The 23285-nt window shown below is 64.2% G+C and carries 17 protein-coding genes and 1 tRNA gene; 13 read left to right on the forward strand and 5 right to left on the reverse strand.

Going from position 1 to position 23285, the window contains the following annotated elements:
- Positions 1-149: 149 nt before the first annotated feature.
- The 6 genes from JOD60_RS05210 to JOD60_RS05235 are packed head-to-tail and all read left to right on the forward strand — an operon-like array spanning position 150 to position 8923.
- Entirely contained in the window at positions 150-2741 is a 2592-nt protein-coding gene (locus tag JOD60_RS05210) for a glycoside hydrolase family 97 catalytic domain-containing protein (RefSeq protein ID WP_084201902.1), read from the forward strand.
- A gap of 37 nt (positions 2742-2778) precedes the next feature.
- Positions 2779-4044, forward strand: a complete 1266-nt coding sequence (locus JOD60_RS05215) for an ABC transporter substrate-binding protein (protein WP_076689181.1) — start codon at positions 2779-2781, stop codon at positions 4042-4044.
- Complete coding sequence (locus JOD60_RS05220) at positions 4044-4994, forward strand: carbohydrate ABC transporter permease (RefSeq protein ID WP_084201903.1); 951 nt, start codon at positions 4044-4046, stop codon at positions 4992-4994. The genes JOD60_RS05215 and JOD60_RS05220 overlap by 1 nt, the downstream gene beginning before the upstream one ends.
- Positions 4987-5856 carry a carbohydrate ABC transporter permease gene (locus tag JOD60_RS05225; RefSeq protein ID WP_076689185.1) on the forward strand — a complete coding sequence of 290 codons (870 nt, stop codon included), beginning with the start codon at positions 4987-4989 and terminating at the stop codon, positions 5854-5856. Before JOD60_RS05220 ends, JOD60_RS05225 begins: the two co-directional genes overlap by 8 nt.
- Positions 5853-7982 (forward strand): alpha-galactosidase, encoded by a 2130-nt coding sequence (locus tag JOD60_RS05230; RefSeq protein ID WP_076689187.1) that lies wholly within the window; start codon positions 5853-5855, stop codon positions 7980-7982. Before JOD60_RS05225 ends, JOD60_RS05230 begins: the two co-directional genes overlap by 4 nt.
- Positions 7979-8923, forward strand: a complete 945-nt coding sequence (locus JOD60_RS05235) for an aldose epimerase family protein (RefSeq protein ID WP_157127852.1) — start codon at positions 7979-7981, stop codon at positions 8921-8923. The genes JOD60_RS05230 and JOD60_RS05235 overlap by 4 nt, the downstream gene beginning before the upstream one ends.
- Here JOD60_RS05235 and JOD60_RS05240 read toward each other — a convergent pair.
- Positions 8874-9764, reverse strand: a complete 891-nt coding sequence (locus JOD60_RS05240) for an AraC family transcriptional regulator (protein WP_076689189.1) — start codon at positions 9762-9764, stop codon at positions 8874-8876. The two genes, JOD60_RS05235 and JOD60_RS05240, sit on opposite strands and share 50 nt — an antisense overlap.
- Positions 9765-10033: 269 nt before the next feature.
- Between JOD60_RS05240 and JOD60_RS05245 the strand changes: the two genes are divergently transcribed.
- Entirely contained in the window at positions 10034-12601 is a 2568-nt protein-coding gene (locus tag JOD60_RS05245) for a glycoside hydrolase family 97 N-terminal domain-containing protein (RefSeq protein ID WP_076689191.1), read from the forward strand.
- A 541-nt stretch (positions 12602-13142) separates the two neighbouring features.
- Here JOD60_RS05245 and JOD60_RS05250 read toward each other — a convergent pair.
- Complete coding sequence (locus JOD60_RS05250) at positions 13143-14345, reverse strand: ROK family transcriptional regulator (protein WP_198159125.1); 1203 nt, start codon at positions 14343-14345, stop codon at positions 13143-13145.
- A gap of 77 nt (positions 14346-14422) precedes the next feature.
- Here JOD60_RS05250 and JOD60_RS05255 point away from each other — a divergent pair, with 77 nt between their 5' ends.
- Genes JOD60_RS05255 through JOD60_RS05275 form a run of 5 tightly spaced genes read left to right on the forward strand, consistent with a single transcriptional unit; the run spans position 14423 to position 20801 of the window.
- Positions 14423-15694, forward strand: coding sequence for an extracellular solute-binding protein (locus tag JOD60_RS05255; RefSeq protein ID WP_076689196.1), 1272 nt, complete (start codon positions 14423-14425; stop codon positions 15692-15694).
- Positions 15694-16644: a carbohydrate ABC transporter permease gene (locus JOD60_RS05260; RefSeq protein ID WP_157127853.1), complete on the forward strand. Its 951-nt coding sequence runs from the start codon at positions 15694-15696 to the stop codon at positions 16642-16644. Before JOD60_RS05255 ends, JOD60_RS05260 begins: the two co-directional genes overlap by 1 nt.
- On the forward strand, positions 16641-17483 hold the full coding sequence (locus tag JOD60_RS05265; RefSeq protein WP_076689200.1) for a carbohydrate ABC transporter permease: 843 nt from the start codon (positions 16641-16643) through the stop codon (positions 17481-17483). The genes JOD60_RS05260 and JOD60_RS05265 overlap by 4 nt, the downstream gene beginning before the upstream one ends.
- A gap of 2 nt (positions 17484-17485) precedes the next feature.
- The gene (locus JOD60_RS05270; protein ID WP_076689203.1) at positions 17486-19078 is read left to right on the forward strand and encodes a glycoside hydrolase family 66 protein; all 1593 of its coding nucleotides are present in this window, start codon (positions 17486-17488) and stop codon (positions 19076-19078) included.
- The gene (locus tag JOD60_RS05275; protein ID WP_076689205.1) at positions 19065-20801 is read left to right on the forward strand and encodes a glycoside hydrolase family 13 protein; all 1737 of its coding nucleotides are present in this window, start codon (positions 19065-19067) and stop codon (positions 20799-20801) included. The genes JOD60_RS05270 and JOD60_RS05275 overlap by 14 nt, the downstream gene beginning before the upstream one ends.
- Before the next feature lie 226 nt (positions 20802-21027).
- Here JOD60_RS05275 and JOD60_RS05280 read toward each other — a convergent pair whose 3' ends face one another.
- Entirely contained in the window at positions 21028-21468 is a 441-nt protein-coding gene (locus JOD60_RS05280) for a carbohydrate ABC transporter permease (protein ID WP_198159126.1), read from the reverse strand.
- Positions 21469-21734: 266 nt separating this feature from the next.
- On the opposite strand from JOD60_RS05280, the gene JOD60_RS05285 reads away from it, so the two are divergent.
- A tRNA-OTHER gene (locus JOD60_RS05285) sits at positions 21735-21841 on the forward strand.
- Positions 21842-21893: 52 nt separating this feature from the next.
- Here JOD60_RS05285 and JOD60_RS05290 read toward each other — a convergent pair.
- On the reverse strand, positions 21894-23009 hold the full coding sequence (locus JOD60_RS05290; RefSeq protein WP_076689207.1) for a tyrosine-type recombinase/integrase: 1116 nt from the start codon (positions 23007-23009) through the stop codon (positions 21894-21896).
- Positions 23006-23218 carry a helix-turn-helix transcriptional regulator gene (locus JOD60_RS05295; RefSeq protein WP_076689209.1) on the reverse strand — a complete coding sequence of 71 codons (213 nt, stop codon included), beginning with the start codon at positions 23216-23218 and terminating at the stop codon, positions 23006-23008. The genes JOD60_RS05290 and JOD60_RS05295 overlap by 4 nt, the downstream gene beginning before the upstream one ends.
- Positions 23219-23285: the final 67 nt, after the last annotated feature.

Below are 23285 nucleotides of genomic sequence, written 5' to 3' on the forward strand. Positions count from 1 at the left end.
TCGGCTGGGACCACGCAACACTGCCGCCGGCTGCGAGTTCGGCGGCAAGATGCGGTGGAGCGGACGGGAGCTGTATGCGGGGCGTCTCTGACACCCTCACAGCAAAACCTGACCGGTAGGCCCGGGACAGTGGCAAATGGCGCGTCGGCATGGACGTTTCGATTCATCCGAATGTCCAGGCAGACACCGCCGAATCACTATACGGCGTGCCGCTGGAAGCGCATAGTGTCTCCCCAGGCGAAGAGATCGCCAAGGAATCAGGAGACGAAGTGGTCACTGCTGTCACACCCCTCATCAGCCTCAACAGAGGGCTGCATCGGGTCGATGTCACAGCGGAGGAGTCCGGCCTCTACGCGGCCGTTCGCACGCAGAGCCAAGAGTTCCTCAGGGTTCGTCTCGGGCTCACGGTGGGCGGGAGACGACTCGCGAACGGCACAGAAGTATTCCGCTCGTCGGAACGTCAGGTAGCAGAACGAATCGAGCCGGTGTCGGGGAAAACTACGCTGCCGACGCTACGAAACCACGATGAAGCGACGATCTCCTTCGTGGAACGCGACGGATTCGAGTGGTCGGTTGTGCTTCGCCTCGCCGAGGACGGACTCGCTCTCCGCTACGACATCCCCGATCTCTGGGGCGTAAGCACGCTCGATGCGGAGCACACTGCAGTCCAGCTTTCGACGTGGGAGCGGGCGTGGATGTTGGATTACCAGACCTGGTATGAAACGCCGCGTTTCGGATCCGCAGTCAAGGAGCTCGCACCTGGAAGCTACGGCTTTCCGGCACTGCTAGAGAACGCGGCGGGAGGATATCTCCTCATTTCCGAAGCGGCGATCGACGGACGTTACAGCGGAGCGCACGGCGTGGTCGACCAGGGGCGTCAGGAACTCACATTCGAAACCGCCGACGTGTCGACCGAGATTGCGCGCGGAACCGTGACCCCGTGGCGCGTCTTCGTCTTCGGTGACTTGACGGCGATCGTGGAAACGAACCTCGTCGACGAGGTCGCGCCCGGACGCCACGCGTCGATGACAGATGCCTCCTGGGTCCGGCCCGGCCGGGCTGCATGGTCGTGGTGGTCGGACTTCTACTCGGGTGCCCAGATCGAGCACCAGAAGCATTTCGTGGACGTTGCAGCTGAGATGGGTTGGGAGCACCTCCTCATCGACTGCGGCTGGGAGGAGACATGGGTACCGGAAATCGTCGCCTACGCCAGTAGCGCCGGCATACAGGTTCACCTGTGGTGCGTGTGGCACGACCTGGATGGGCCCGAAAAGATCTCGAAGCTCGCTCTGTGGAAATCGTGGGGCGTAGCTGGAATCAAGGTCGATTTCATGGAGTCAGAGTCTAAAGACAGGTACCGCTGGTACGACTCGATCCTCCAGGAGAGCGCCCGACTTCGACTCATGGTGAATTTCCATGGTTCGGTCATCCCCCGAGGCTGGGCGAGAACCTGGCCGCAGGTTGTCAGCTACGAAGCAATCAGGGGATCTGAATACTACGTCTTCTACCAAGACACCCCCCTCACATCGAGCCACAACGTCATCCAGCCATTCACCCGAAACGTTGTCGGAGCCATGGACTACACGCCCGTCGCTCTCAAAGCACCCGGGAGAACGACCAGCGCTGCTCACGAGCTCGCGATGGCTGTGGTTTTTGAGAGCGGAATCACCCATTTTGCGGACGACGTCGACGTCTACGCCGCGGAGCCGGCGGTCTCGCGCCTTCTCCAGGAGCTCCCGTCGAAGTGGGATGAGACGAGGCTCCTCGCCGGGTCACCCGATACTGAGGCTGTGTTGGCTCGGCGCAGTGGCGACCGTTGGTTCGTCGGAGCACTCGCGACGGGACCTTCCCGCCATCTCAGTGTCCCGCTCGACCGGCTCGGCAACGATGGGACCTTCAGAGCGTGGGTAGTCACGGACGCAGGCGACGGTGGGTTCGAAGAGTCCGTGGTGAGTGTCGAGAAGACTCTCGAGGTGGACATCGCGAACGACGGGGGCTTTGCGGCCATTCTCGTCGCTGAAGCGGCCGAGTTGTTCCGTGCTGAGCCGAATCAGCGACGCGGCCTGCCCTGGACTGCGGCACCGATCGTGGAGGCGGACGAATCCGGGCGTGCGGAGGTGCACGTCGATGAAGTGGCGACTCTGCGGGTGCCGCCGCGATGGTCTGCGAAGTCGCTCGGGCAAGGCAGATGGGAAGTCCATCACCCGGATGACCTCCGTCCGGGGTGCGCCGGAGTCGTGATGGTCGAAGTCAACGATGGTGGAGCGGTTCCACTCTTCTCGCCGGTGCGCGTTTTCCGTCCCTTCACCGGCGAGGCTCAGCTGTCGAACTTGACCATGATCGAGTTTCGCAACGAGTCCGGTCCCGTCGAGCGAGACATGAGCAACGGCGGCGGCAACCCCGGGGACGGGCAGCGCTTGCGGGTGGGCGACGTGCAAGCAGGGACGGGACTGGGCATGTCGTCACCCGGACACGCCAGCTTCCATCTCGGGGGTCATGCCTCACATTTGTCTGGGGAGGTCGGGGTTGACAACGAGACGCCGAACACCAGCGCGGTCGCCATTGTCGAAGCCGACGGACGTGAACTCTTCAGAGCGGAAATCCGGGCAGGCGAACCCCCCGTGCCTTTCACAGCAGACCTCGACGGCGCAAAAGTCCTGACCCTGCGAACCCTCGCAATCGGAGAAGACCCCGCACACGTCGACTGGCTCTCCCCCGTGTTGTACGAGACCCGAACCTGATCGATCACAGACGACCGATCGCACCCAAGGAGAAAACATGAACAAGAGATGGCTCTTGCTTCCCGCTGTCGTGAGCGCTGCTGCACTCACGGCGTGCTCTGGAGGCGCCACCAGCGAGAACCCGAGCGCCGAACAGGTTGAGATCACCTACGGCGTCTGGGCCGGAACACAGACCCCTGCGATGCAGAAGATCGCCGACGCGTTCCATGAGAAGAATCCCAACATCACAGTCAAGGTCGAAGAGCGACCCTGGCCCGAATACTGGTCGACCCTGCAGACCGGCGCGGCCGGAGGAACGGCACCCGACGCCTTCTGGATGCTCGCGCAAAACATCCGTCCGTACGCGTCCGGGGGCCAGCTGCTGGACATCTCAGATGAGATCGAAGCGGAAGGCGTGGACCTCACCAAGTACCCACAGGCAGTGCTCGACCTGTACGACCAGGGCGACGGGAAAACCTACGGACTGCCGAAGGATTTCGATACCAATGCTGTTTGGTACAACAAGGCAATCTTCGACGCGGCCGGGGTCGAGTACCCGTCAGCCGACTGGACGTGGGAGGACTTCCGACAGACGGCCAAAGAACTGACCGACACATCCGCAGGCGTGTGGGGTGTAGCTGCACCGATCGACTACCAGGGCGGCTACTACAACACAATCTTCCAGGCCGGCGGCAAGGTAATCTCCGACGACGGGCAGAGCGCTGAAATCGACTCGCCGGAGGCGCAAGCAGGCATCAAATTCTGGACAGACCTTCAAGCGGACGGCTCGTCCCCGACGCTCCAGCAGTTGTCCGATACCGAAGCGGTAACGATGTTCGAGCAGGGGAAGATCGGGATGTACATGTCCGGGGCGTACTGGGCGCTCCAGCTGTACAGCAACGAGGCGATCGCGTCGAACATTGATGTCGCTCCACTCCCGACCGGTAAGCAGAAGGCCACGGTGACCAGCGGCATCGCCAACGTCGGGTACGCAGGCACGAAGCATCCGGAGGCGGTCAAGAAGTTCCTGGTGTTCGCCAGCGGCCCCGAGGCCGCAGACATCCAGGCCGAGACCGGAGCCGTGCTGCCCGCTTACGAAGGCGGAGAGGAGAAGTGGATGGCAGCGATGCCTGAGTTCAAGAACCTGCAGGTCTTCATTGACGCTAAGGAGTATTCCGTCCCGCTGCCCGTCCAGGGCAACGCCGCGGAATGGCAGGGCGAGCAGACGAAGTACCTCACGGACGCCTGGAACGGAACTACGAGCGTCGAAGACGCGACGAAAGCCTACGCAGAGGCGATCGATAAGGTTCTGGCCAACGGCTGATGACGGACACCCTCAACCGGCCGGGGCGGCTCACAAGCCGCCCCGGCACGGCTATCAGCCCCGGCCACCGAAGGCGACGCGGAGGAGTCGACTGGTGGGCCTTTGCAATGATCGCACCAGCGTTCGTCGGACTCGCCGTCCTCTACCTCTGGCCGTTCTTGTCGACCTTCTTCAAGAGCTTCATGAACGTGCCTGTCTTTGGCCCCGGCGAGTTCACAGGATTGGACAACTACGCCTCGCTACTGGCCGACGGTGATTTCTGGCTAGCCCTGCGCAACTCTGCGGTGTACACCGCTCTTGTCCTGTTGGGGATACCGATCGCTGTCGTTGTTGCCGCTCTCATCGAACAAGTGGCAAAAGGACGCACCCTCTATCGCATCCTGTTCTTCCTGCCGGTCGTCACGCTGCCTGTGGCAGTCGGTATGGTCTGGCGGTTCATCCTCAACGGTGATTACGGGATCCTGAACTACCTGCTGTCCCTCGTCGGCATCCCAGGAGAGTACTGGGTCGCTGACGACCGGTTCACCATTTACGCGTTCGCGGTCGTCGGCATCTGGATGGGCCTGGGAGTGAACCTCATCATTCTCGGGGCGGGACTGCAGAGCATCCCGCTGGACCTCTACGAGGCGTCCTCTCTCGACGGCGCTGGGCGCGTACGCCAATTCTTCGCAATCACCCTTCCGATGTTGAGCCCGAGCATCTTCTTCGTCACGGTGCTCACAACTATCTCGGCGCTGCAGATGTTCGACCTGGTCTTCGTGATGCTCGGCAGCGTGAACAACACTGCGATCGACGGTTCGAAAACGATCGTCTACCTCTTCTACGAAGCAGCGTTTGTCCAGTTCAAGCAGGGTTACGGCGCCGCGATCGCGATCGTTCTCTTGCTCCTCATCATGATCGCCACGATCATTCAGTTCCGTTTGCAGAAGAGGTGGGTGACGTATGACTGACTCACTGCTCAAGCCCCAGGTCGTCGCGTCAACGCGGCGACGGTTGGCTGCCCGGGGCCAGTGGAAGCTGCACGTGCTTCTTGGCGTCGCAGTAGCACTCATGATCGTGCCGTTCGTGTGGCAGATCCTGACCTCCTTCAAAACCACCAATGAGGTGGCGTCGCTACCGCCAACGATCTTCCCGTCCACCCCCTCCATCGCGGGATATGAGACGTTCTTTGAGGGCTCGCCGTTCTGGCTTCAGTTCTCTGTCTCCGCAATGTCGCTGATCTTGCGGGTAGCTGGACAGGTTCTGGTGGCCGCTCTCGCGGGGTACGCATTCGCGCGGCTCCGGTTCCCAGGGCGCAACTTCCTGTTCGCCTTGTTCATTCTGATGTTGATGGTTCCCAGTCAACTGTTCCTGCTCGGCCAGTTTGACGTCATCAAAGGGTTGGGTCTTCTCAACACCGTTCCCGCTCTCGCCATACCGGGCATGTTCTCTGCATTCGGCACATTCCTGATGAGACAAGCGTTCTCGACCATGCCCAAGGACTACGAGGAGGCGGCCCGCCTCGACGGCGCGGGGACTCTCCGTGTCTTCTGGAGTGTGATGCTTCCGATGGCTCGTCCGATGCTGGCGGCGCTGGCGGTCCTTACCTCCCTTTACTCGTGGAACGACCTCCTCTGGCCCCTGATCGTGACCCCCGCCGGGGACAATCGACCTCTCACAGTTGGGCTGGCCAGCATGCAGGGCCAGTTCGGGACCAATTACCCCGCACTGATGGCGGGAGCGCTGATCTGCACGTTGCCCCTAGTGATCGTGTTCGTCGTTCTGCAACGGCAGTTCTTCGCCGGGATCGCTAGCAGCGGATTGAAAGGATGACCGTGACGGAACAAGAGCCTCAGGTCGCACACCTGCGACGGGGTGGGGTAAGCGTTGTGGTCGACCTGTCCGATGGAAGGCTCCCCCGGATCTTGCACTGGGGCGACGATCTCGGCGTGCTTGACGGTCAGGCTCTGGAGTCGGTCCGGCGAGCCAGCCAGCCAACCATTGGCGACAGCATGGTGACCTACCCGCAGCCGATCCCAGTACTGCCCCTGCTCGCAGAGGGATGGCTCGGTCGGCCCGGTCTCGCTGGCAGTCGGAGCGGCGCAGATTTCGCACCCCTTTTCATAACGTCCGACGTCACAATCCACGACGACGCAGTCCGATGCAAAGCTATCGACGAAAGCTCACGGCTGACCGTCAGCCTAGACATCGTCCTGTCTGATCAGGGCGTGCTGAGCGTTGACGTCTCACTGACAAACGATGGCGAGACCCCGTACGTCCTCCATGCTCTCGAGGTCGCACTTCCCCTCCCCGAATCGGCAGTCGAACTGCTGGACCTCACGGGCCGCTGGGCGCGGGAGAGAAGCCCGCAACGCCACCCGCTCCCGGTGGGAGCGTGGGTACGCGAGAGCCGCGGTGGGAAGCCGGGTTTGGAGCACTCGACTCTTTTCTCTGCAGGTGAGGAACACTTCGGGTTCGAGCGAGGCCAGGTTTGGGCGATCCATCTGGGTTGGAGTGGGAACCAGGCACTCGCGGCGGAGCGTATGCCCGCCGGCTCGAAGCTCCTCCGCGCGGGCGAGCTCTTCCACCCAGACGAACTGGTCATCCTTCCCGGCCAGACACACGAGGCCCCGACGACGTACGGAATGTGGGGCGATGGGCTGAATGCTCTGTCGGACCGCGCTCACCGAATGCTCCGCGCGCGGACGACGCATCCTCACACAGAACGGCCGGTCCTCGTGAACACCTGGGAGGCGGTGTACTTCGACCATGACGAGGGGAAGCTCCGCGAATTCGCACGCCGGGCTTCCGAGCTCGGTGCCGAACGGTTCGTACTAGACGACGGTTGGTTCGAGGGACGAAACGACGATCAGACTTCCCTTGGTGACTGGGAAGTTGACGGGGCCCGCTGGCCGGCGGGGTTGTCGCAGTTCGCGGACTACGTGCGCAGTCTGGGCATGCAGTTCGGCCTCTGGTTCGAACCAGAGATGATCAACCTCGACTCGATGCTCGCTCGCTCACACCCGGAATGGGTGTTCGACGCGGGACACGGCCCAGGGCTTGCGTCGCGTTACCAGCACGTGTTGGACCTTGGATTACCAGAGGCCTACTCGCACATCCTCGAACTCGTTTCTGAGCGGGTCGCGGAGATAGGAGTCGACTTCATCAAATGGGATCACAACCGCTACCTCCTTGACGCGGGTCACCCCAGCACCGGTCGCGCAGGCGCGCGCGACCATACGGTCGCTGTCTACCGGATGATGGACGAGCTGCGCAGACGCCATCCTGATCTCGAGATCGAATCCTGTGCGAGCGGCGGTGGTCGCATCGACTTCGGTGTCCTCGCGCGAACCGACAGGGTGTGGCCCTCGGACAACAACGACCCTCATGAACGCGGTCCGATCCAGCGGTGGACGAGCATTCTCGTACCGCTCGAGCTGCAGGGAACCCATCTGGGGGCTGAAACAGCACACATCACTCACCGCGTGGCCAACATCGACCAGCGAGCGGCGACCGCCTTTTGGGGGAACCTGGGGGTTGAGCTGGACCTGACCACCATCGGCGCGGCGACCTTCGATCGAGTGAAAGCCTGGGTGGCGGCTCACAAGCGGTTCAGGTCGCTCCTCCACACCGGACGGCTTGTTCGCACCGACGTCGACCCCACGGTCCGTGTCGAAGGAGTGGTCGCGAACGACGGCTCCGAAGCGATCTTCTCTTACGCCCTCGACGACATGCCTGCGACGTGGCCGCCGGCTAGGTGGAGATTCCCGGGACTGAAACCTGACGCGCTCTATGAAGTCCAGGAGCTCGCACCTGGGGATCCCGTTCCTGCCGGTCAGAGGCCCGACTGGATGAATGCTCCCCTTCGCATGACCGGCCGTGCTCTCGCGGTGCATGGTCTGCAGCCGCCCTTATTGGACCCGGACCGAAGTGTTCTCGTTCATCTGGTCGCCACGTGACCTGGACCGAAACGCAAAGCCCGACAAGGGAGTGGATCAGCGACAGCAGTGGGCGGGTTCTCGCAGTGGTTTCGCCGCTGGCAGCATCCCTCCGGATGCTGGTCATCGATGGGATGGACGCCGTCGAACCTACGGTCGATTCGACGGCGCTCGTACACATGTCAGGTGCGATGCTGCTGCCGTGGCCTAACCGTGTCGAGGATGCACGCTGGCGTCAGGGGACCACGGAGTATCAGCTAGAAGTCAACGAGCCCGAGCTGAACAACGCGAATCATGGGCTGCTCGCCGACCACGTGTTCGACATCGTCCACCGCGAATCTCGACGGGTGGATATGGCGGCAACGATCCGTCATGCGAAGGGCTACCCGTTCGATCTGAACGCGCTGATCTCGTACCGCGTCGACGCGCGCGGCCTGACGGTGAACACAACGCTCACGAACGTCGGGCGAGAACGTGCTCCCGTCGCGGTCGGAGCACACCCCTATTTACGTGTCGGGGATTCGAGAACGGATTCGCTCTCCCTCCGAATCGACGCCACGCACGGATACCACCTCGATGAGCGGAACATCCCACGCGAATCGTTTCACCTTTCCGGCTCGCCGGAGGACCTGAGGGATGAAACGCCGGTCCCGCGCGCACCTCGACACATGACCTATATGCGCGCCGACACCGGTCGCACCCTCACCCATTCACTGCGCACTCCGAGTGGGCGCGGAGTTGAGCTGTGGGCCGACCCCGACTTTCGCTGGACACAGCTGTACGTGTCGCCGTCCTTCCCGGCAGCGGCAGGCACTCACGAGGCGGTAGCTGTGGAGCCGATGACCGCTCCGCCTAACGCGCTCCGCACCGGCGAGGGCCTGCGATGGCTCGACCCAGATGAGTCCTGGAGCGTCAGCTGGGGCCTGAGGACTCTGTCGGGAATTGGAGATTCCGCGCCCTAAACCCGGTGGGGCTCACGCCGTGATGACGACGGAAGTGGCGTGAGAAGTAGAAGGGGTCGTCGTACCCCACGTCCCGCGCTATCTCTGCCACGGTGGCATCTGTAGCGTCCAGGAGCTGTCGGGCACGAGCCATGCGAAGAGCCGTGTGATGCGCGAGGACACCGCCCCCGGTCGCCTTGCGAAACAGGGCCGCCAGGTGGGGAGGAGAGACCCCCACGAGCCGGGCGACGTCCGCGACCCGCACCGCCCCGTCCAGCCGCTCCCTCAAATAGCTCATCGCCCGGTGTAGCGGGTCCTCGGGTGAGGGAAGGAGGCGGTCCACTGTTAGTTGAGTGAGCAGTTTGAAGGCGGCACCTGCCGAGGCGATGAGCCGGGCCGGCGTTTGATCCCGCTCTAGACCGGAGACGATCTCGTCGAAGAGCGCCACTGCCTTCTCCGGTGACTTCATGGCCACCGTCGGTCGAGTCTCAGAAACGTCGAGGCCCTTGATCAGCTCCGGCACGTCGCTTCCCGTGAGGTGAGCCCACCAGATCGTCCAGGGATGATTGGCATCGGCGCCGTAGGCGTGTGGGACGCCCCTCGGCAACAGTAGCGCTTGCTGCGCACCGATCCGATGCGTCGTCTCTCCGATACGAGCCCACCCTGTGCCAGCCGTGCACACGATCACAACGGTCTGGTCTATCCCTCTCGGCCTCGCCATCTGGTGGTCCAGAGCCTCTGGGTAGAAGCCAACATCCGTTACCAGGATGCGTCGCGTGACGGGTCTGGACAACGCTTCCAAGACGACGGGCCGCGGGAGAACAATCAGTCGTTGACCGCGGAATCCGTCCTCGATTGGCACGAGATCAGACTGGACGCTAGGTGCACGGTTTGTCCATAACGTCTGCTTTCGTGAGCGCTCTCACTGTCGAAGCGGATCGGAACGTCCATGCCCGACACGCTAAACGGCCATTCCCGACTCATGAAAGGGTTCCTAGCGTCTGGCGTAAGCGATGGCCCCCTGCCGTCGCACATCGCGAAAGGCGAAGCATGCACACTCGTACTAGACGGCGCAGTCTGAGTCGAAGAAGTCTCGCTCTTGGCGCAGCAGTAGCGCTGGGACTGTCGGTGATGACTGCCACCCCAGCGCTTGCGCTGACTACGCACACCATCACCTCCCCCAACGGCTCGGTCAATCTCACAGTCACCGACGAAGCAAATGGCTCGTTGACCTACAGCGTGACCGCCGGAACGCAGACCGTCTTCCGGTCTTCGCCACTGGGAATCACGACGAGTTCCACTGACTTCACATCAGGTCTGAGCTACACCGGCGAGACGCGCGCAGTCATCAACGAGACCTACTCCCTCCCCGCGGGTAGCAAGCCGAGCTACACGAACAACGGTCGCGAGATGACGCTGACCTACACGAAGAGCGGCGCCACGATGCAGCTCATCGCACGTGCGTACGACGATGGAATCGCATTCCGCTACCGGCTTCCCGGCAGCGGCACTGCAACCATCACGAACGAGACCACCGGATTCCGCCTCAACACGGCCGATGGCGGGTGGGCGGCGCCATGGAACGCCAACTACGAGCAGGACTACATGTACAGGACGCCCTCGTCGCTGAACTCGGGCTCTGATCTCACGATGCCAGCGCTGATCTCGGTGAATAACAATGCGTACTACGCCCTCATCACCGAAGCTAACGTGAACAACTCAAACGCGTCGTTCGCCCCCGCACTCCTGAAGGGAGACGGCGCAGGCAACGGGCTCCTGAAGGTCAGCCGGACCCCCGATCAAGGATTCCCGATCTCGAGCCCGTACCCATTCCAGACGCCCTGGCGAACGGCGATCGTGACCTCGAACCTCGACAAGCTCTATAACAGCGACCTCGTGCAGAACCTCAACCCGCCAGCAGCTTCGACTCCGACCTGGGTCAAGCCTGGACGCGCGGCGTGGAACTGGTTCGTCGACCCCGACGGTCCCCGCACGCTCGCCAACCAGAAGGAGACGATCGATTTCGCCGCGGAGATGGGTTTCGAGTACGTCACCGTCGACTGCTGCTACACGCCGAGCGTGGACCTTCCCGCCATCTCTGCCTACGCCAAACAGCGAGGCGTGAAAGTATTCGCGTGGGTGACCGCCGACGCCGGAACAACACCTGCAGCGGCAACGAAACTGGTGAACGACCACAAGGCGTACGGGGTCGACGGCCTCAAAGTCGACTTCTTCCTGAGCGACTCGCAGCAGACCCAGCAGACTTACCAATCGATCGGCGACGCCGCCGGCGCCGGGCAGATGATGCTCAACATTCATGGAAGCACCAAGCCGAGCGGGGAAGCGCGAACCTGGCCCTGGCAGCTGACCTCGGAGGCAGTAGCCGCAACCGAGCACTACATCTTCCCGCCGCCCACCACCGCGCGCGCTGACGTCACGTATCCGTTCACGCGTGGTCCCCTCGGAGGCATGGACTACACGCCCGCGATGATCTCGCGGAATGACGCCGTCCTTACTCAGACCCACACCCTCGCGCAGGCGATCGTCTACAACACCGGGATGATCAACTACGCCGATTCGGCTGCTGCATATCGTCAGTGGTCAGGACGGCACCTGATGCGCGTCATCCCCACGCAGTGGGATGAGACGAAGATCGTCGAGGGGTTCCCCGGCGACCACGTCACGATGGCACGCCGGAGCGGGAATGACTGGTTCGTGGCCGGGATGACTAGTCCCGCTCGCACGGCGTCGGTCCCGCTGAGCTTCCTTGGAAGCGGGTCCTACACCGCGACAATCTTCTCGGACAGCGCTGCGGGCCAGACTCAGGTGAGTACGCAGACCGTGACCAGCTCTACGACGCTGTCCTTGCCGCAGATCGCGACAGGCGGAGTGGCGGTGCACATCTCGCAGACCCCACTCGCGCAGATCGGCAGTGGAGATGCGCGCTGGCAGGCGGAGAACGGAGCGAACACCTTCATGGGCACGGCATCGACAACCTACTGTCAGGGCTGTTCGAACGCAGCACGCGCCAACGGTCTCGGCAACGGAGGCGGTGTGCAGTTCAACAACGTTTCCGTCGGAACAGCCGGGACTTACCGGTTGAACTTCACCTACTCCTCCGGCAGCCCGGCCAACGACCCCGCTCGGGCGTTCCGAATCACCGTCAACGGTACGACGTTCAACACCGGTGCATTGATGCAGTCAGGCACTTGGGACACGCTTCGTTCGTTCGACATCGATGTTCCGTTGACTGCGGGAAACAATACGATCAAGTTCGACAACCCCACTGGCTGGGCGCCGGACTTGGACGCGTTCACACTGGAACGAGTCACGGAGGCGGAAGCGACGGGTAACACGCGAAGCGGGACCGCGGCCGTCACGAGCTGCTCCGGATGCTCCGGGGGGTCCGCCGTGAGCGGGCTGAACTCGACCGGGACGCTTGTGTTCACTTCCCAGTCGGTCGCCGCATCGGGCAACCACACCGTGCGTCTGGATTACGCGAGCGCCTCAGCTCAGACAGTCCAGGTGTCGGTAAATGGTGGTAGCCCGAAGACGGTGACGCTGCCCACAACGGGCTCCGCAACGGCCACCGCGACGAAGACCCTTGGCCTTCAGCTGTCCGCGGGAACCAACACCATCCAGCTCAGCGGAGCCTCTTCCGCTGCGGTCGCGATCGACAAGCTCAGCGTCGTTCGCTGACCATAAGTACCCGTCAAGGCCCCTCGGCGAATAGCTGGGGGGCCTTGACGGTGTACGGACCAGTCCTCGCACGCGTGTTGCGACACCGCACGAGCGCGCTGCAGGCGGACGAACTCCAGGGACCAGGCCTTCCCGATCGGGCGTTGGTGGCCTCGATACGATGCAGATGAGCGAGGCGCACTCGATCAGCCGGAATACGAACCCGTGCCGCGACGCCCAGTCAGACGGAAGGTGGGTCGCGCGCACAGCGAGCTACTGTGCATGGACGCACGAATCGCGACCGACAACGCGCGCAGTCATGCGCGCGCGACGCGGCGCGACGCGACAGGTGACCGCGAAACGCGTGACCAACTCGCGGCGGCCTACGCACGCGCGTTGCAGAAATATACACCCGGGATCAATGCGGAAAGGGCGCGACCAGCACCCCGGGTTCGGCGACTCGATGAGGTAGGGGGCGTTGTGTCTGCCGCGATGGATCCCCTTGCGCGCGGCCCCCGCCCCGTTGTGCGGGAATGTCATGCGGACTGATTCATCTCGTAGGTCAGTTGACAGAGCGTTGCTTGGCAGCGAGTACATAGCCCTGGATCGCGACGACAGCGGCGCCGCGGCACCAGGTCTCGTTGCCGCCGGAGGCGAGCTCGACGCGGACTTTCGATGCGCGCGGGTCCCGTTGCTCTTCGATCCCTTCCTGGACCGCGTCGACGGCGGTCCAGGCAATGTCGACACCCTCGCCCCCCAGCACGACGAGTTCCGGCGCGGTGAGATTGGCGACAGCCGCGATGAGTCGCCCGAGCGCACGGCCCGATGAAGCGAGGATTCTGCTTGCAGCAGGGTCCCCGAGGGTGGCGAGCTCGATGATCTCGGACCATCGAGCAGGCCGGCCTATCGCCGTCGACACGTCGCGTTCGATCGCGGGGATGGTGAGCATCGCCTCGGCGCAGCCCCGGTGTCCGCGGCTGCAGGGCGGTCCGAGGGGATCCAACGGCCAGTGGCCGACGAGGCCCACTCCCGAGTCCGAGTTTGCGAGCAGTCGACCGTTCGCGACGCAGCCGAAGCCCACGCCGACACCGAGCGTCAGAGTCGCGAAGTTCGCGTGCCCCGTCCCCAGACCGAACCAGTGCTGAGCCTCGGTGAACGCCGCCAGGTCGTTGGAGGCGAAGACCGGAAGTCCGGATCGCTCCTCGACAAGGCGCGCGAGGGGGACATCACGCCAGTCGAGAAACGGCGCACTATTGACGGTGCCATCCTCGGTGACGACGCCTCCCAGGCAGATGCCCACGGCGTCGATGGCGTGTTCGGCTCGTGCCTCCTGGACCAACACGGCGATCTGAGCGACGATGTAGTCGGCGTCGCGCGAGGACAGAGGAATCTCGCGGTAACTGAGAACGTCAGCACGCAGATTGGTGATCGTGCTCATGAGGGCATCCCCGGAGAGCTTTATCCCCAGGAAGTAGTGTGCCTCTGGGATGACGTCGAGCGGAATCGATGGTCGACCCGTCCCCCGTGTCGCGGCATGCGGCGCTTCGACCAAGAGACCCGCCCGGATCAGTTCAGTGCTGATGCGGGTCAGGGTCGCCGGGGCGAGCGAGAGCCGGCGCGCGAGCTCCGAACGGCCTAGGGGGCCGTGCAGGAGCACTTCGAGCGCTACAGCCTGCGCGAGCTCGTCCGCGGGTTGCCACGCCATTGCGACCCTTTCTTCCAACATGAAAGAACTTACCTCATCCAGGCGGCAGATCAGGCGCACTTGACTACTTGTTTTTTTGTGTGGTGAAATAACGGAGACGGTTGACGATGGCCGTCCCGACCTTGGAGACACCTGCAATGAGGCACACACGTTTCGCCGCTGCCGGCGCTATCGCGCTGGTTGGCGGTTTGGTTCTGAGCGGCTGCGCCGCGTCCGGAGACGACTCGAATGACCAGATCACCCTCACGTTCTGGGGCACGTACGGCAACGGGGGCAACAGCGCGCAGACCGATGTGCTCGAAAACGAGCTGATCCCGGCGTTCGAGAAAGAGAATCCGGGCATCCAGGTCGAGTATGTCGACATGCCCTACGACGGGCTGAAGCAGAAGCTCACGACGTCGGCGGCCGGCGGTGAGCTGCCCGATCTCATTCGCTCTGACATCGGCTGGGTCGCGCAGTTCGCAGAACTGGGCGTCTTCAAGCAGCTCGATGGCACGATGTCGGGCTTCGAGGAACTGGCCGATGCCGTCTACCCCGGCACCCTCGAGACGACGTCGTGGAACGGCCACTACTACGGCATCCCGCTGAACACGAACACGCGGGTACTCGTGACCAACTCCGCCGCGCTGGAGGCGGCCGGCCTGAGCGCACCGCCAGCGACGTTCGATGAGATGAAGCAACTGGCCGCGGGGCTCAGCGGCACCGATACCTACGCCTTCGCGGACAGCGGGCTGAGCGCCTGGAACGTCATGCCGTGGATCTGGTCGGCAGGTGGCGACATCGCCGACGCGGACCTGTCGACTTCCACCGGATACCTCAACAGCCCGGAGAGCGTGGCGGGCATCCAGTTGCTGGTAGACCTCTACAAGGAGGGACAGGTGCCCAACCTCATCACCGGAAACTCGGGAGCGACCGGCACCAGCGACGGTCTGCCGAGCGGACAGTACGCCTCGATCCTTGACGGGCCGTGGATGCAGGACATCTGGGCTGGTCAGTATCCCGACTTCGAACCGGTCTACTCCGCCGTGCCGGCCGGCTCCGGAGGATCGATCAGTGTGGTCGGCGGCGAGAGTCTCGTGGTGACAGAGTCGACAGCGCACGCCGAGGCCGCCTACAAGTTCCTCGAGTTCAGCCAGAGTGAGACCTATCAGCTCGGGATGGCGAAGGCGGGACAGATGAGCGTCAAGCCGGAATTCGCACAGAAGCAGGCTGATCTCGTTCCCTACTTCGCGACCTTCGCCGACCAGCTGGAGACTGCCCGCGCGCGCCTGCCGATCCCGCAGGCGGGCGAGGTGGACACGATCCTCAACGACGAACTGGTTCCCGCTTTCGAGGGCGACGTCACCGTCGAGGATGCCCTCACGGCCGCTGCCGCGAAGATCGACGAGCTCCTGGCCGCCGACAACTGATGACCCTCAGTACCGGCTCGCGTGGGGTGGCCGCGGCCACCCCACGCGAACTCCTGCTTCCTCGCCGGCGCAGGGCCAACCTGACGCCGTGGCTGTTCATCGCGCCGGGACTTATCCTGTTCGGGTTGTTCATCCTGTACCCGATCGTTCAGGCCCTCCAGATGAGCCTCTACGACTGGAACATCCTTCGCGGTGCGGCGAGCGACTTCATCGGACTCGACAACTATGCGCGCGCGGTCCAAGACGACCGCTTCTGGTTGAGCCTTGCGAACAGCGGCATCTACATGCTCTTCACCGTGCCGCCCCAGATCGTGTTCGGACTGGCGGTTGCGATGCTGCTGCGGTCCAAAGCCCCCGTGCAGCCGCTGTTCCGTGTGCTCTACTACCTCCCCGTCGTCACCAGCTGGGTCGTCGTCTCACTGCTGTTCAAGTACCTGTTCGCCGATCAGGGCCTCGTGAACTGGGCACTCAGCGACATACTTCCGCTCACGGACGGCACGACCTCCTGGTTGTCGAACCGGTGGACCGCGATGATCGCCATCTGTGCCCTCGGAGTGTGGAAGGGGATCGGATGGTCCATGATGATCTTCCTCGCCGCACTCCAGGGCGTCCCCCAGTCGCTCGAGGAGGCCGCCGCCCTGGATGGGGCCAATTGGTGGCAACGGTTCCGGGTGGTGACGATTCCGGCGATCTGGCCGGCGATGCTCTTCGTGGTCGTCATGCTGGTCATCGGCGGGTTCAACGTCTTCACCTCGGTGCTCTTGATGACGGCGGGCGGCCCCGGCGGGCAGACGGAGGTCGTGCTGACGTTCATGTACCAGCAGGCCTTCTCGAACCTCGACTTCGGCTACGGCGCGGCGATCGCGGTGCTGCTCACGGTCATCGTGTTCATCTTCTCGGTCGTGCAGCTCCGCGTCTTCCGAGACCGTACTGACGAGGAGTCCCGATGAAGCGCACGCGAACGCAGCGCACAGCGCTGACCGGGCTGAGGCTGGTCGCCCTCATCGTCGGGGCGATCGTCATGGTGACGCCCTTTCTCTACATGCTGTCGACCTCGTTCAAGCCACAGGCGTACGTGCTCACGACACCGCCCCAGTTCATCCCCGATCCGTTCACGTGGGAGAACTACGTGCAGGCGTGGACGAGTCAGGACTTCTCCCGGTATGCGCTGAACTCGGTGATCGTCGCGGTGGTCTCCACCGCGCTGTCGGTGCTGATCAGCTCGATGATGGCGTACGGGTTCGCCCGCTTCGAGTTCCGGGGCCGCGAGGTGATCTTCCGCATCCTGCTGATCGGCCTGATGGTGCCGGCCATGATGCTGATCATCCCGCAGTTCGTGCTGGCCAAGTACTTCGGGCTGCTGGACTCGCTCCCCGGTCTCATCGTGTTCTACGTGGCAGGCTCGCTGGCTCTGAACGTGTTCTTGTTGCGTGGGTTCTTCGCCGCAATCCCGGGTGAGCTCGACCAGGCGATGCAGATGGACGGGGCCAACGCGTGGACTCGCTATTGGCGTCTCGCGATTCCGCTGGCCAGGCCCGCCCTCGCGACGGCGACGATCTTCACCTTCCTCGCGAGTTGGGACGAGTTCGCATGGGCGCTGACGATCATCAACAGCCCGCAGAATCGCACCCTGCCGATCGCGATCCAACTCTTTCAGGGGCAGAACGCGACCCAGTGGGGACTCGTCTTCGCCGCCTCGGTGATCGCGGTCATCCCGGTGATCGTCGTGTACCTGATCTTCCAACGCCACTTCGTTCAAGGCCTCACCTCCGGGGCAGTCAAAGGATGACCGTGACCGACCTCACACTCCTTCCCATCCAAGCCAGCTTCCGACCCGGCCAGTCCCTCGGGATCGAGATCCGGGGCGAGGTGCCCGCAGAGGGCACCGTGTCGGTATGGCGGCTCGGCGAGCTCGTGCACAGCCAGCACCTGCACCCTGGTGACGTACAGCTCCTGCCCGAGCTCGCGAGCGGGTGTTACGGCATCGAGCTCGAGCACGCTGGCGGCACTGTCCGCACTGCCGTTGAAGTCACCGCCGACCCTTGCTCCCGGCTGAGGTACGGATTCGTCGCCAGCTACGAGCCAGGCAAGGACGTGCAGTCGGTCGTCGACCTCGCGCGCAGGCTGCACCTCAACGGCATCCAGTTCTACGACTGGGCCTACCGGCACGCCGACCTGCTCGGCGGCGGGGAGCAGTACGACGACGCCCTCGGTCAACGGATCACGCTCGACACGGTCCGCGAGCTGGTCCGCGCGCTCCGGGGGGCGGGCGCCGCCTCCTACGGGTACGCCGCGGTCTACGCGGTCGGTCCCGAGGAGTGGCCGCAATGGCGGCAGCATGCGCTGCTGCGGCCAGACGGGGAACCGTACGCGCTCGGCGACTTCCTCTTCATCCTCGATCCGGCCGCCCCGGCGTGGCTCGAGCACTTCACCGAGGACCTGCGCGCCTCGGTGGAGCGGGTGGGCTTCGACGGCTTCCACCTGGATCAGTACGGCTACCCGAAGCACGCCGCCACCCCCGACGGTGCCGTGCTCGATGTCGCCGACTCGTTCGTCCGTCTGGTCGAGGCCGTGCGCGGCCGGCTCCCGGAGAGCCGCTTGATCTTCAACAACGTCAACGACTTCCCGACCTGGGATACCGGCTCGGCGCCGCAGAACGCGGTCTACATCGAGCCATGGAAGCCGGTCCTCACCCTCGACGCGCTCGCCGACGTCGCCCAGCGCGCGCGCTCGGTGGCTGGAGGAAAGCCCGTCGTTCTGGCCGCCTACCAGCACGTCTACGATCACTCTCCCGCTGAGGCAGCAGATCGTGCGACCGCTCTCACGATGGCGACACTCCTCTCGCACGGCACGACGCAGCTGCTCGTGGGCGAACACGGCCGGCTGCTTGTCGACCCGTACTATGTGCGCAACCACGAGGCGGAGCCAGACACGCTCGAGTTCCTCGCGCGGTGGTACGACTTCGCCGTGGAGCACGACGAGCTCCTGCTCGCCCCCGGTGTCGTCGACGTCACCGCGTCCTACGTCGGCGACTACAACGACGACCTGGACGTGGCCTACCAGGACGCCGTGGTCAGTGAGACGGCCGTTGCCGGGTCGGTCTGGCGCCGCGTGGTCCGCGCCGACGATTCCCTCGTGGTGCATCTGATCAACCTGGTCGGCCAGCAGGACACACTGTGGGACGCGCCGCGACTCGCGCCGGCCGCCGTCGGCGACGGCGAGCTGAGGTTCCGCTTCGTCCGCGGGCGGAGACCGCGTGTGCGCGTCGCCGACCCTGACGGCAGTGCCAGGCTCGTTGAGGTGCCGGTGCGCATCGACGGCAATCATGCCGTGGCAACCCTCCCGCCGCTCCACATCTGGCAGGTCGTCCATGTCGCACTCTGAGATCCTCGTGACCGACGCCGATCCCGCGGCGACGCCGGAGTGGTGGAAGAGCGCGGTCGTCTACCAGATCTATCCGCGCAGCTTCCAGGACTCGGACGGCGACGGTGTCGGCGACCTCCGTGGCATCCTCGGCCGCCTCGACCACCTGCGGCGCCTCGGAGTGGACGTGATCTGGCTGTCACCGATCTACCGGTCGCCGCAGGCCGACAACGGTTACGACATCAGCGACTACCAGCAGATCGACTCCGTCTTCGGCACGCTCGACGACTTCGACGAGCTACTGGCCGCCGTGCACGCGCGCGGAATGAAACTCGTGATGGACCTCGTCGTCAACCACACCTCCGATGAGCACCCCTGGTTCCTCCAATCGCGCGCCGGCCGGGACAGTCCCAAACGAGACTGGTACATCTGGCGGCCCCCTCGAGAGGGGTGCGTGCCGGGCGAACCCGGCAGTGAGCCCACGAACTGGGAGTCGTTCTTCTCCGGTCCGACGTGGACCCTCGACGAGACCTCCGGTGAGTACTATCTGCACCTGTTCGCGAGCAAGCAGCCCGACCTGAACTGGGACAATCCTGACGTCCGCGAAGCGGTGTACACGATGATGCGCTGGTGGCTCGACCGAGGAGTCGATGGGTTCCGGATGGATGTCATCAACCTCATCTCCAAGCATCCCGATCTGCCCGACGGCCTGGTTCCGGAGGGGAAGACCCACGGCGACGGCTTCCCGCACTTCTCGGCAGGGCCCCGACTGCACGAGTACCTGCGGGAGATGCGCCGCGAGGTCTTCGACGGCCGCGGCGCCCTCCTCACCGTGGGAGAGACGCCAGGGGTCACGAAGGCAGAAGCAGCCCTCTTCTCCGATCCGAGCCGGCGCGAACTCGACATGGTGTTCCAGTTCGAACACGTCAGCCTCGACCACGTCGACGGCAAGTTCCGCTCGCGCCGGCTCGAGCCCGGCGAGCTCGCCGACTCCTTCGCCGAATGGCAGGAAGCGCTCGCCACCGTCGGCTGGAACAGCCTCTACCTGTCCAACCACGACCAGCCGCGGCCGGTGACCCGCTTCGGCGACGCAGGGCGCTGGTGGCGCGAATCCGCGACGGCGCTGGCGACCGCACTGCATATGCAGCGCGGCACGCCCTACATTTACCAGGGTGAGGAGCTCGGGATGACGAACGCGCCGTTCCGCGACATCCGTGACTATCGCGATGTCGAGTCCCTCAATTACTACGCGTACGCCATGGCACGGGGCGAGCGGCCGGAAGAGGTCATCGAAGGGCTTCAGGCGATGAGCCGCGATCATGCCCGCACGCCGGTGCAGTGGGACGGGACCGAGAACGCCGGGTTCACGGGGGGATCCCCCTGGATCGGAGTGAACCCGAACCACGCCACCGTCAACGCCGAACGGCAGTACGGCGACGGCTCGTCGGTCTTCGAGCACTACCGAGCGCTGATCGACCTGCGACATCGGCTCCCCGTGGTCGCCGACGGTGACTTCGTGCGGCTCGACACGGCGGACCCCGCAGTGTTCGCGTTCGAGCGGAACCTCGGGGACGAGCACCTCCTCGTGCTAGTCAACCTTTCGTCGGAGCCGGCCTCGCCAGGTATTCCTGCGAGGGAACGGACGCGATGGCGCGGCGCCGAGCCGATCCTCGTCAACCTCGGAGGCGGTAGTGACCCCGACGCCGCTCTAGCGCCCTGGGAAGCCAGGGTCTACTTGCGATAGCCAGGGGGTCTCGGGCGGTAGCCTCAGCGCGGTTCGCCGGCTCGCCGGTTCGCCGTAAGCGGTCAGTCGCGTCTTCCGCGACAGTTCGAGCGCTCCGCGCGTGAGTTGCGTTCAGGGGGTCACGAGCATCGATGCTCGGATCGTTGTTGGCGGTGAGCGCCAACACGTGGGAACCCACCAAGGCCAGTGCCGTCGACTGCACAGATAGCACCGGGGTGTCCCGCCGTCAGCCCTTCACGGCCCCGACGGTCATACCTGCGATGACCTGACGTTGGAAGAGCGCGTAGACGATCAATTGGGGCACGAGCACGAGGGTCGCAGCTGCCATCATCCCGCCGTAGTCGACGGTGTACTGTCCCTGGAATCGTGAGACGGCGAGGGAGACTGTGACCATGTCGGGGTCGTTGATGAGGATCGACGCAAACGGGAACTCGTTGAACACGTACACGACGTTGAAGATCAAGATCGTTGCGATCACCGGCCGCATGAGGGGGAGTACAACGGTCCAGCAGAGCTTCCACAGCCCGACACCGTCGATGATTGCGGCTTCTTCGATCTCGGTGGGGAACTCGCGCAGGAAACCGGTCATGAGGAGGATGTTGAACGGGATCGTGACGGCGATGTACGGGAGGATGAGCGCCCAGTAGGTGCCGAATATCCCCAGCACGTGAGGTCCTGTGGCGACCGACCCGCGAAATCATGCGGAAAAGTGGAGGGGATGACGGGAATCGAACCCGCGCTATCAGCTTGGGAAGCTGAAGTTCCCGATGCCGCGCGGCCCATCGCAAGTAGTTGTGCGACAGTGTCCCGAAAGTGTCCCGAGTGGCCCGAGAGAGGCGATGCGGGCGAGTTGTAAGTGTGTTGAGTGCGTGATGAGACGAGCGCGCCGAGGGGGGAAAGCCGAGATCAGGATGGATTTGCGCGCAATGTCGCGGAGGTTGGGTCATCGGTAGCTCAACAGCCGAAGATTGGCATTTCCACCCTGCTAAGGTGGAGTCCCCTTACGGGGACCGAGGGTTCAAATCCCTCCGTCTCCGCCATTTTCCCCAGATCAGGAGCCATTTCTACGGCTCGACTGCTGGGTGTTGGCGATCAGAGTCCGAGGCTCGGACCCTTCGAGGTGACCCCCAGGTGACCCCCGCTGCGGCCGAACTCCTCGGCGGCCGCGAGGCGGCGCACATGGTCGCGGCGTTGCCCTTCGCCGAGGACGTGCGCGTAGACCGCGAGGACGGTGCGGGCATCGTCGCCCAGGTACTCCGCGACCTCGTGCACGGGTGTGCCGAGGCGCAGCCAAGTCGAGGCGGCGAAGTGCCGGAGCGCGTGGCGGCGGAAGCCGAGCGGGAACTTGCGGGCGACACCGACGGAGAGCTGACCGCTCTGTTGGTTGGTGAACAGGTAGTCGTCGGCGGCTTTGCCCGTCGCGTAGTGCCGGAAGATCGCCAGGGCTCGCGGCGAGAGCGGGACGGGGCGGGTGCCGCGCCAGGACTTCGGCGCCTTCTCCTCGTAGCGGTCGGAGTGTGATCGCTCGACGTTGAGCTGGGGGAGGGGAACTTCGGAGAGCCAGTGGACGCGGATCGCACGCAGCTCGCCCCAGCGCACCCCGGTCAGCGCCATGAACTCGAACACGTCGGCGATGTCGCTGCGCCGCTGCCGCAATGTCGCGAGCACGGCGGCGACGCGGCCAGGGGAGGGAATCTCGTTCGGGTTCACCGCGCGCAGCGCGACTGTGCCCAGCTCGGGAATCTTCTTCATCGTGCGCACCGGGTGTGGCTGATGAAGCAACCCTTGCTCGTCGGCGTAGGTGAACAGCGCGCTCAGAGTCGTCTTGGCGCGGGCGACGGTCGAGGCGGCCTTGCCGCCGCGCAGCTCCGCGAGCAGGTGGGAGCGGATGTCGTCCGCTTGGATCGACGCGAGCGGCCGGGTGAGCATCTTCGCAGGGAGAGCGTCGAGGTTGTTGCGGTCGGTGTCCACCGTGTGTGGATTGCCGCCCTGTCGTGCGGCGAGGAACATCGTCACCAGCTCTTGCAGCGTGAACGAGCGCTTGGGGGCCAGGGGCCGACCCGTCTCGATGAGGTGCTTCTGCTTGCGCTCCCACGTCTCGGCCTCGCGCTTGGTGTCGAATGACTTGGACGCGACGAGGGTGCGCCCGGACTTCACCCGCACGAGGTAGTAGGTCTTGCCAGCTTTCGTTGTGCGTGGTTCGATCATTCGGCCACCCCCGCCAGGCGCTCCACGTCGATGCGCCGGTAGACGCGCTTGTGCTGGGTGAGCCGAATCGGCTCCACCGGAGCTTGGCCGGACACGGCGAGGGCGCGCAGGGTCGTGCGGTGGATGCCGAGCAGCGCCGCCGTCTCCTCCTCGGAGTAGAACAGCGGCGCAGGCCCGGTCTGCACGACGCTCTCGGCGCCCTCGCCCATCGCGGCCTCCTTCCTACGTCAGATAGTTGCGGATATTTGAGAGTAGCGCGCCACGCAGGTAACCGCA

Source organism: Microbacterium aurum, from assembly GCF_016907815.1.
GTDB lineage: Bacteria > Actinomycetota > Actinomycetes > Actinomycetales > Microbacteriaceae > Microbacterium > Microbacterium aurum.

Coding starts and splice junctions, on each gene's coding strand:
- JOD60_RS05210 (WP_084201902.1), top strand. CDS start 150: ATGGACGTTTCGATTCATCCGAATGTCCAGGCAGACACCGCCGAATCA.
- JOD60_RS05215 (WP_076689181.1), top strand. CDS start 2,779: ATGAACAAGAGATGGCTCTTGCTTCCCGCTGTCGTGAGCGCTGCTGCA.
- JOD60_RS05220 (WP_084201903.1), top strand. CDS start 4,044: ATGACGGACACCCTCAACCGGCCGGGGCGGCTCACAAGCCGCCCCGGC.
- JOD60_RS05225 (WP_076689185.1), top strand. CDS start 4,987: ATGACTGACTCACTGCTCAAGCCCCAGGTCGTCGCGTCAACGCGGCGA.
- JOD60_RS05230 (WP_076689187.1), top strand. CDS start 5,853: ATGACCGTGACGGAACAAGAGCCTCAGGTCGCACACCTGCGACGGGGT.
- JOD60_RS05245 (WP_076689191.1), top strand. CDS start 10,034: ATGACTGCCACCCCAGCGCTTGCGCTGACTACGCACACCATCACCTCC.
- JOD60_RS05255 (WP_076689196.1), top strand. CDS start 14,423: ATGAGGCACACACGTTTCGCCGCTGCCGGCGCTATCGCGCTGGTTGGC.
- JOD60_RS05260 (WP_157127853.1), top strand. CDS start 15,694: ATGACCCTCAGTACCGGCTCGCGTGGGGTGGCCGCGGCCACCCCACGC.
- JOD60_RS05265 (WP_076689200.1), top strand. CDS start 16,641: ATGAAGCGCACGCGAACGCAGCGCACAGCGCTGACCGGGCTGAGGCTG.
- JOD60_RS05275 (WP_076689205.1), top strand. CDS start 19,065: ATGTCGCACTCTGAGATCCTCGTGACCGACGCCGATCCCGCGGCGACG.
- JOD60_RS05290 (WP_076689207.1), bottom strand. CDS start 23,009: ATGATCGAACCACGCACAACGAAAGCTGGCAAGACCTACTACCTCGTG.
- JOD60_RS05295 (WP_076689209.1), bottom strand. CDS start 23,218: ATGGGCGAGGGCGCCGAGAGCGTCGTGCAGACCGGGCCTGCGCCGCTG.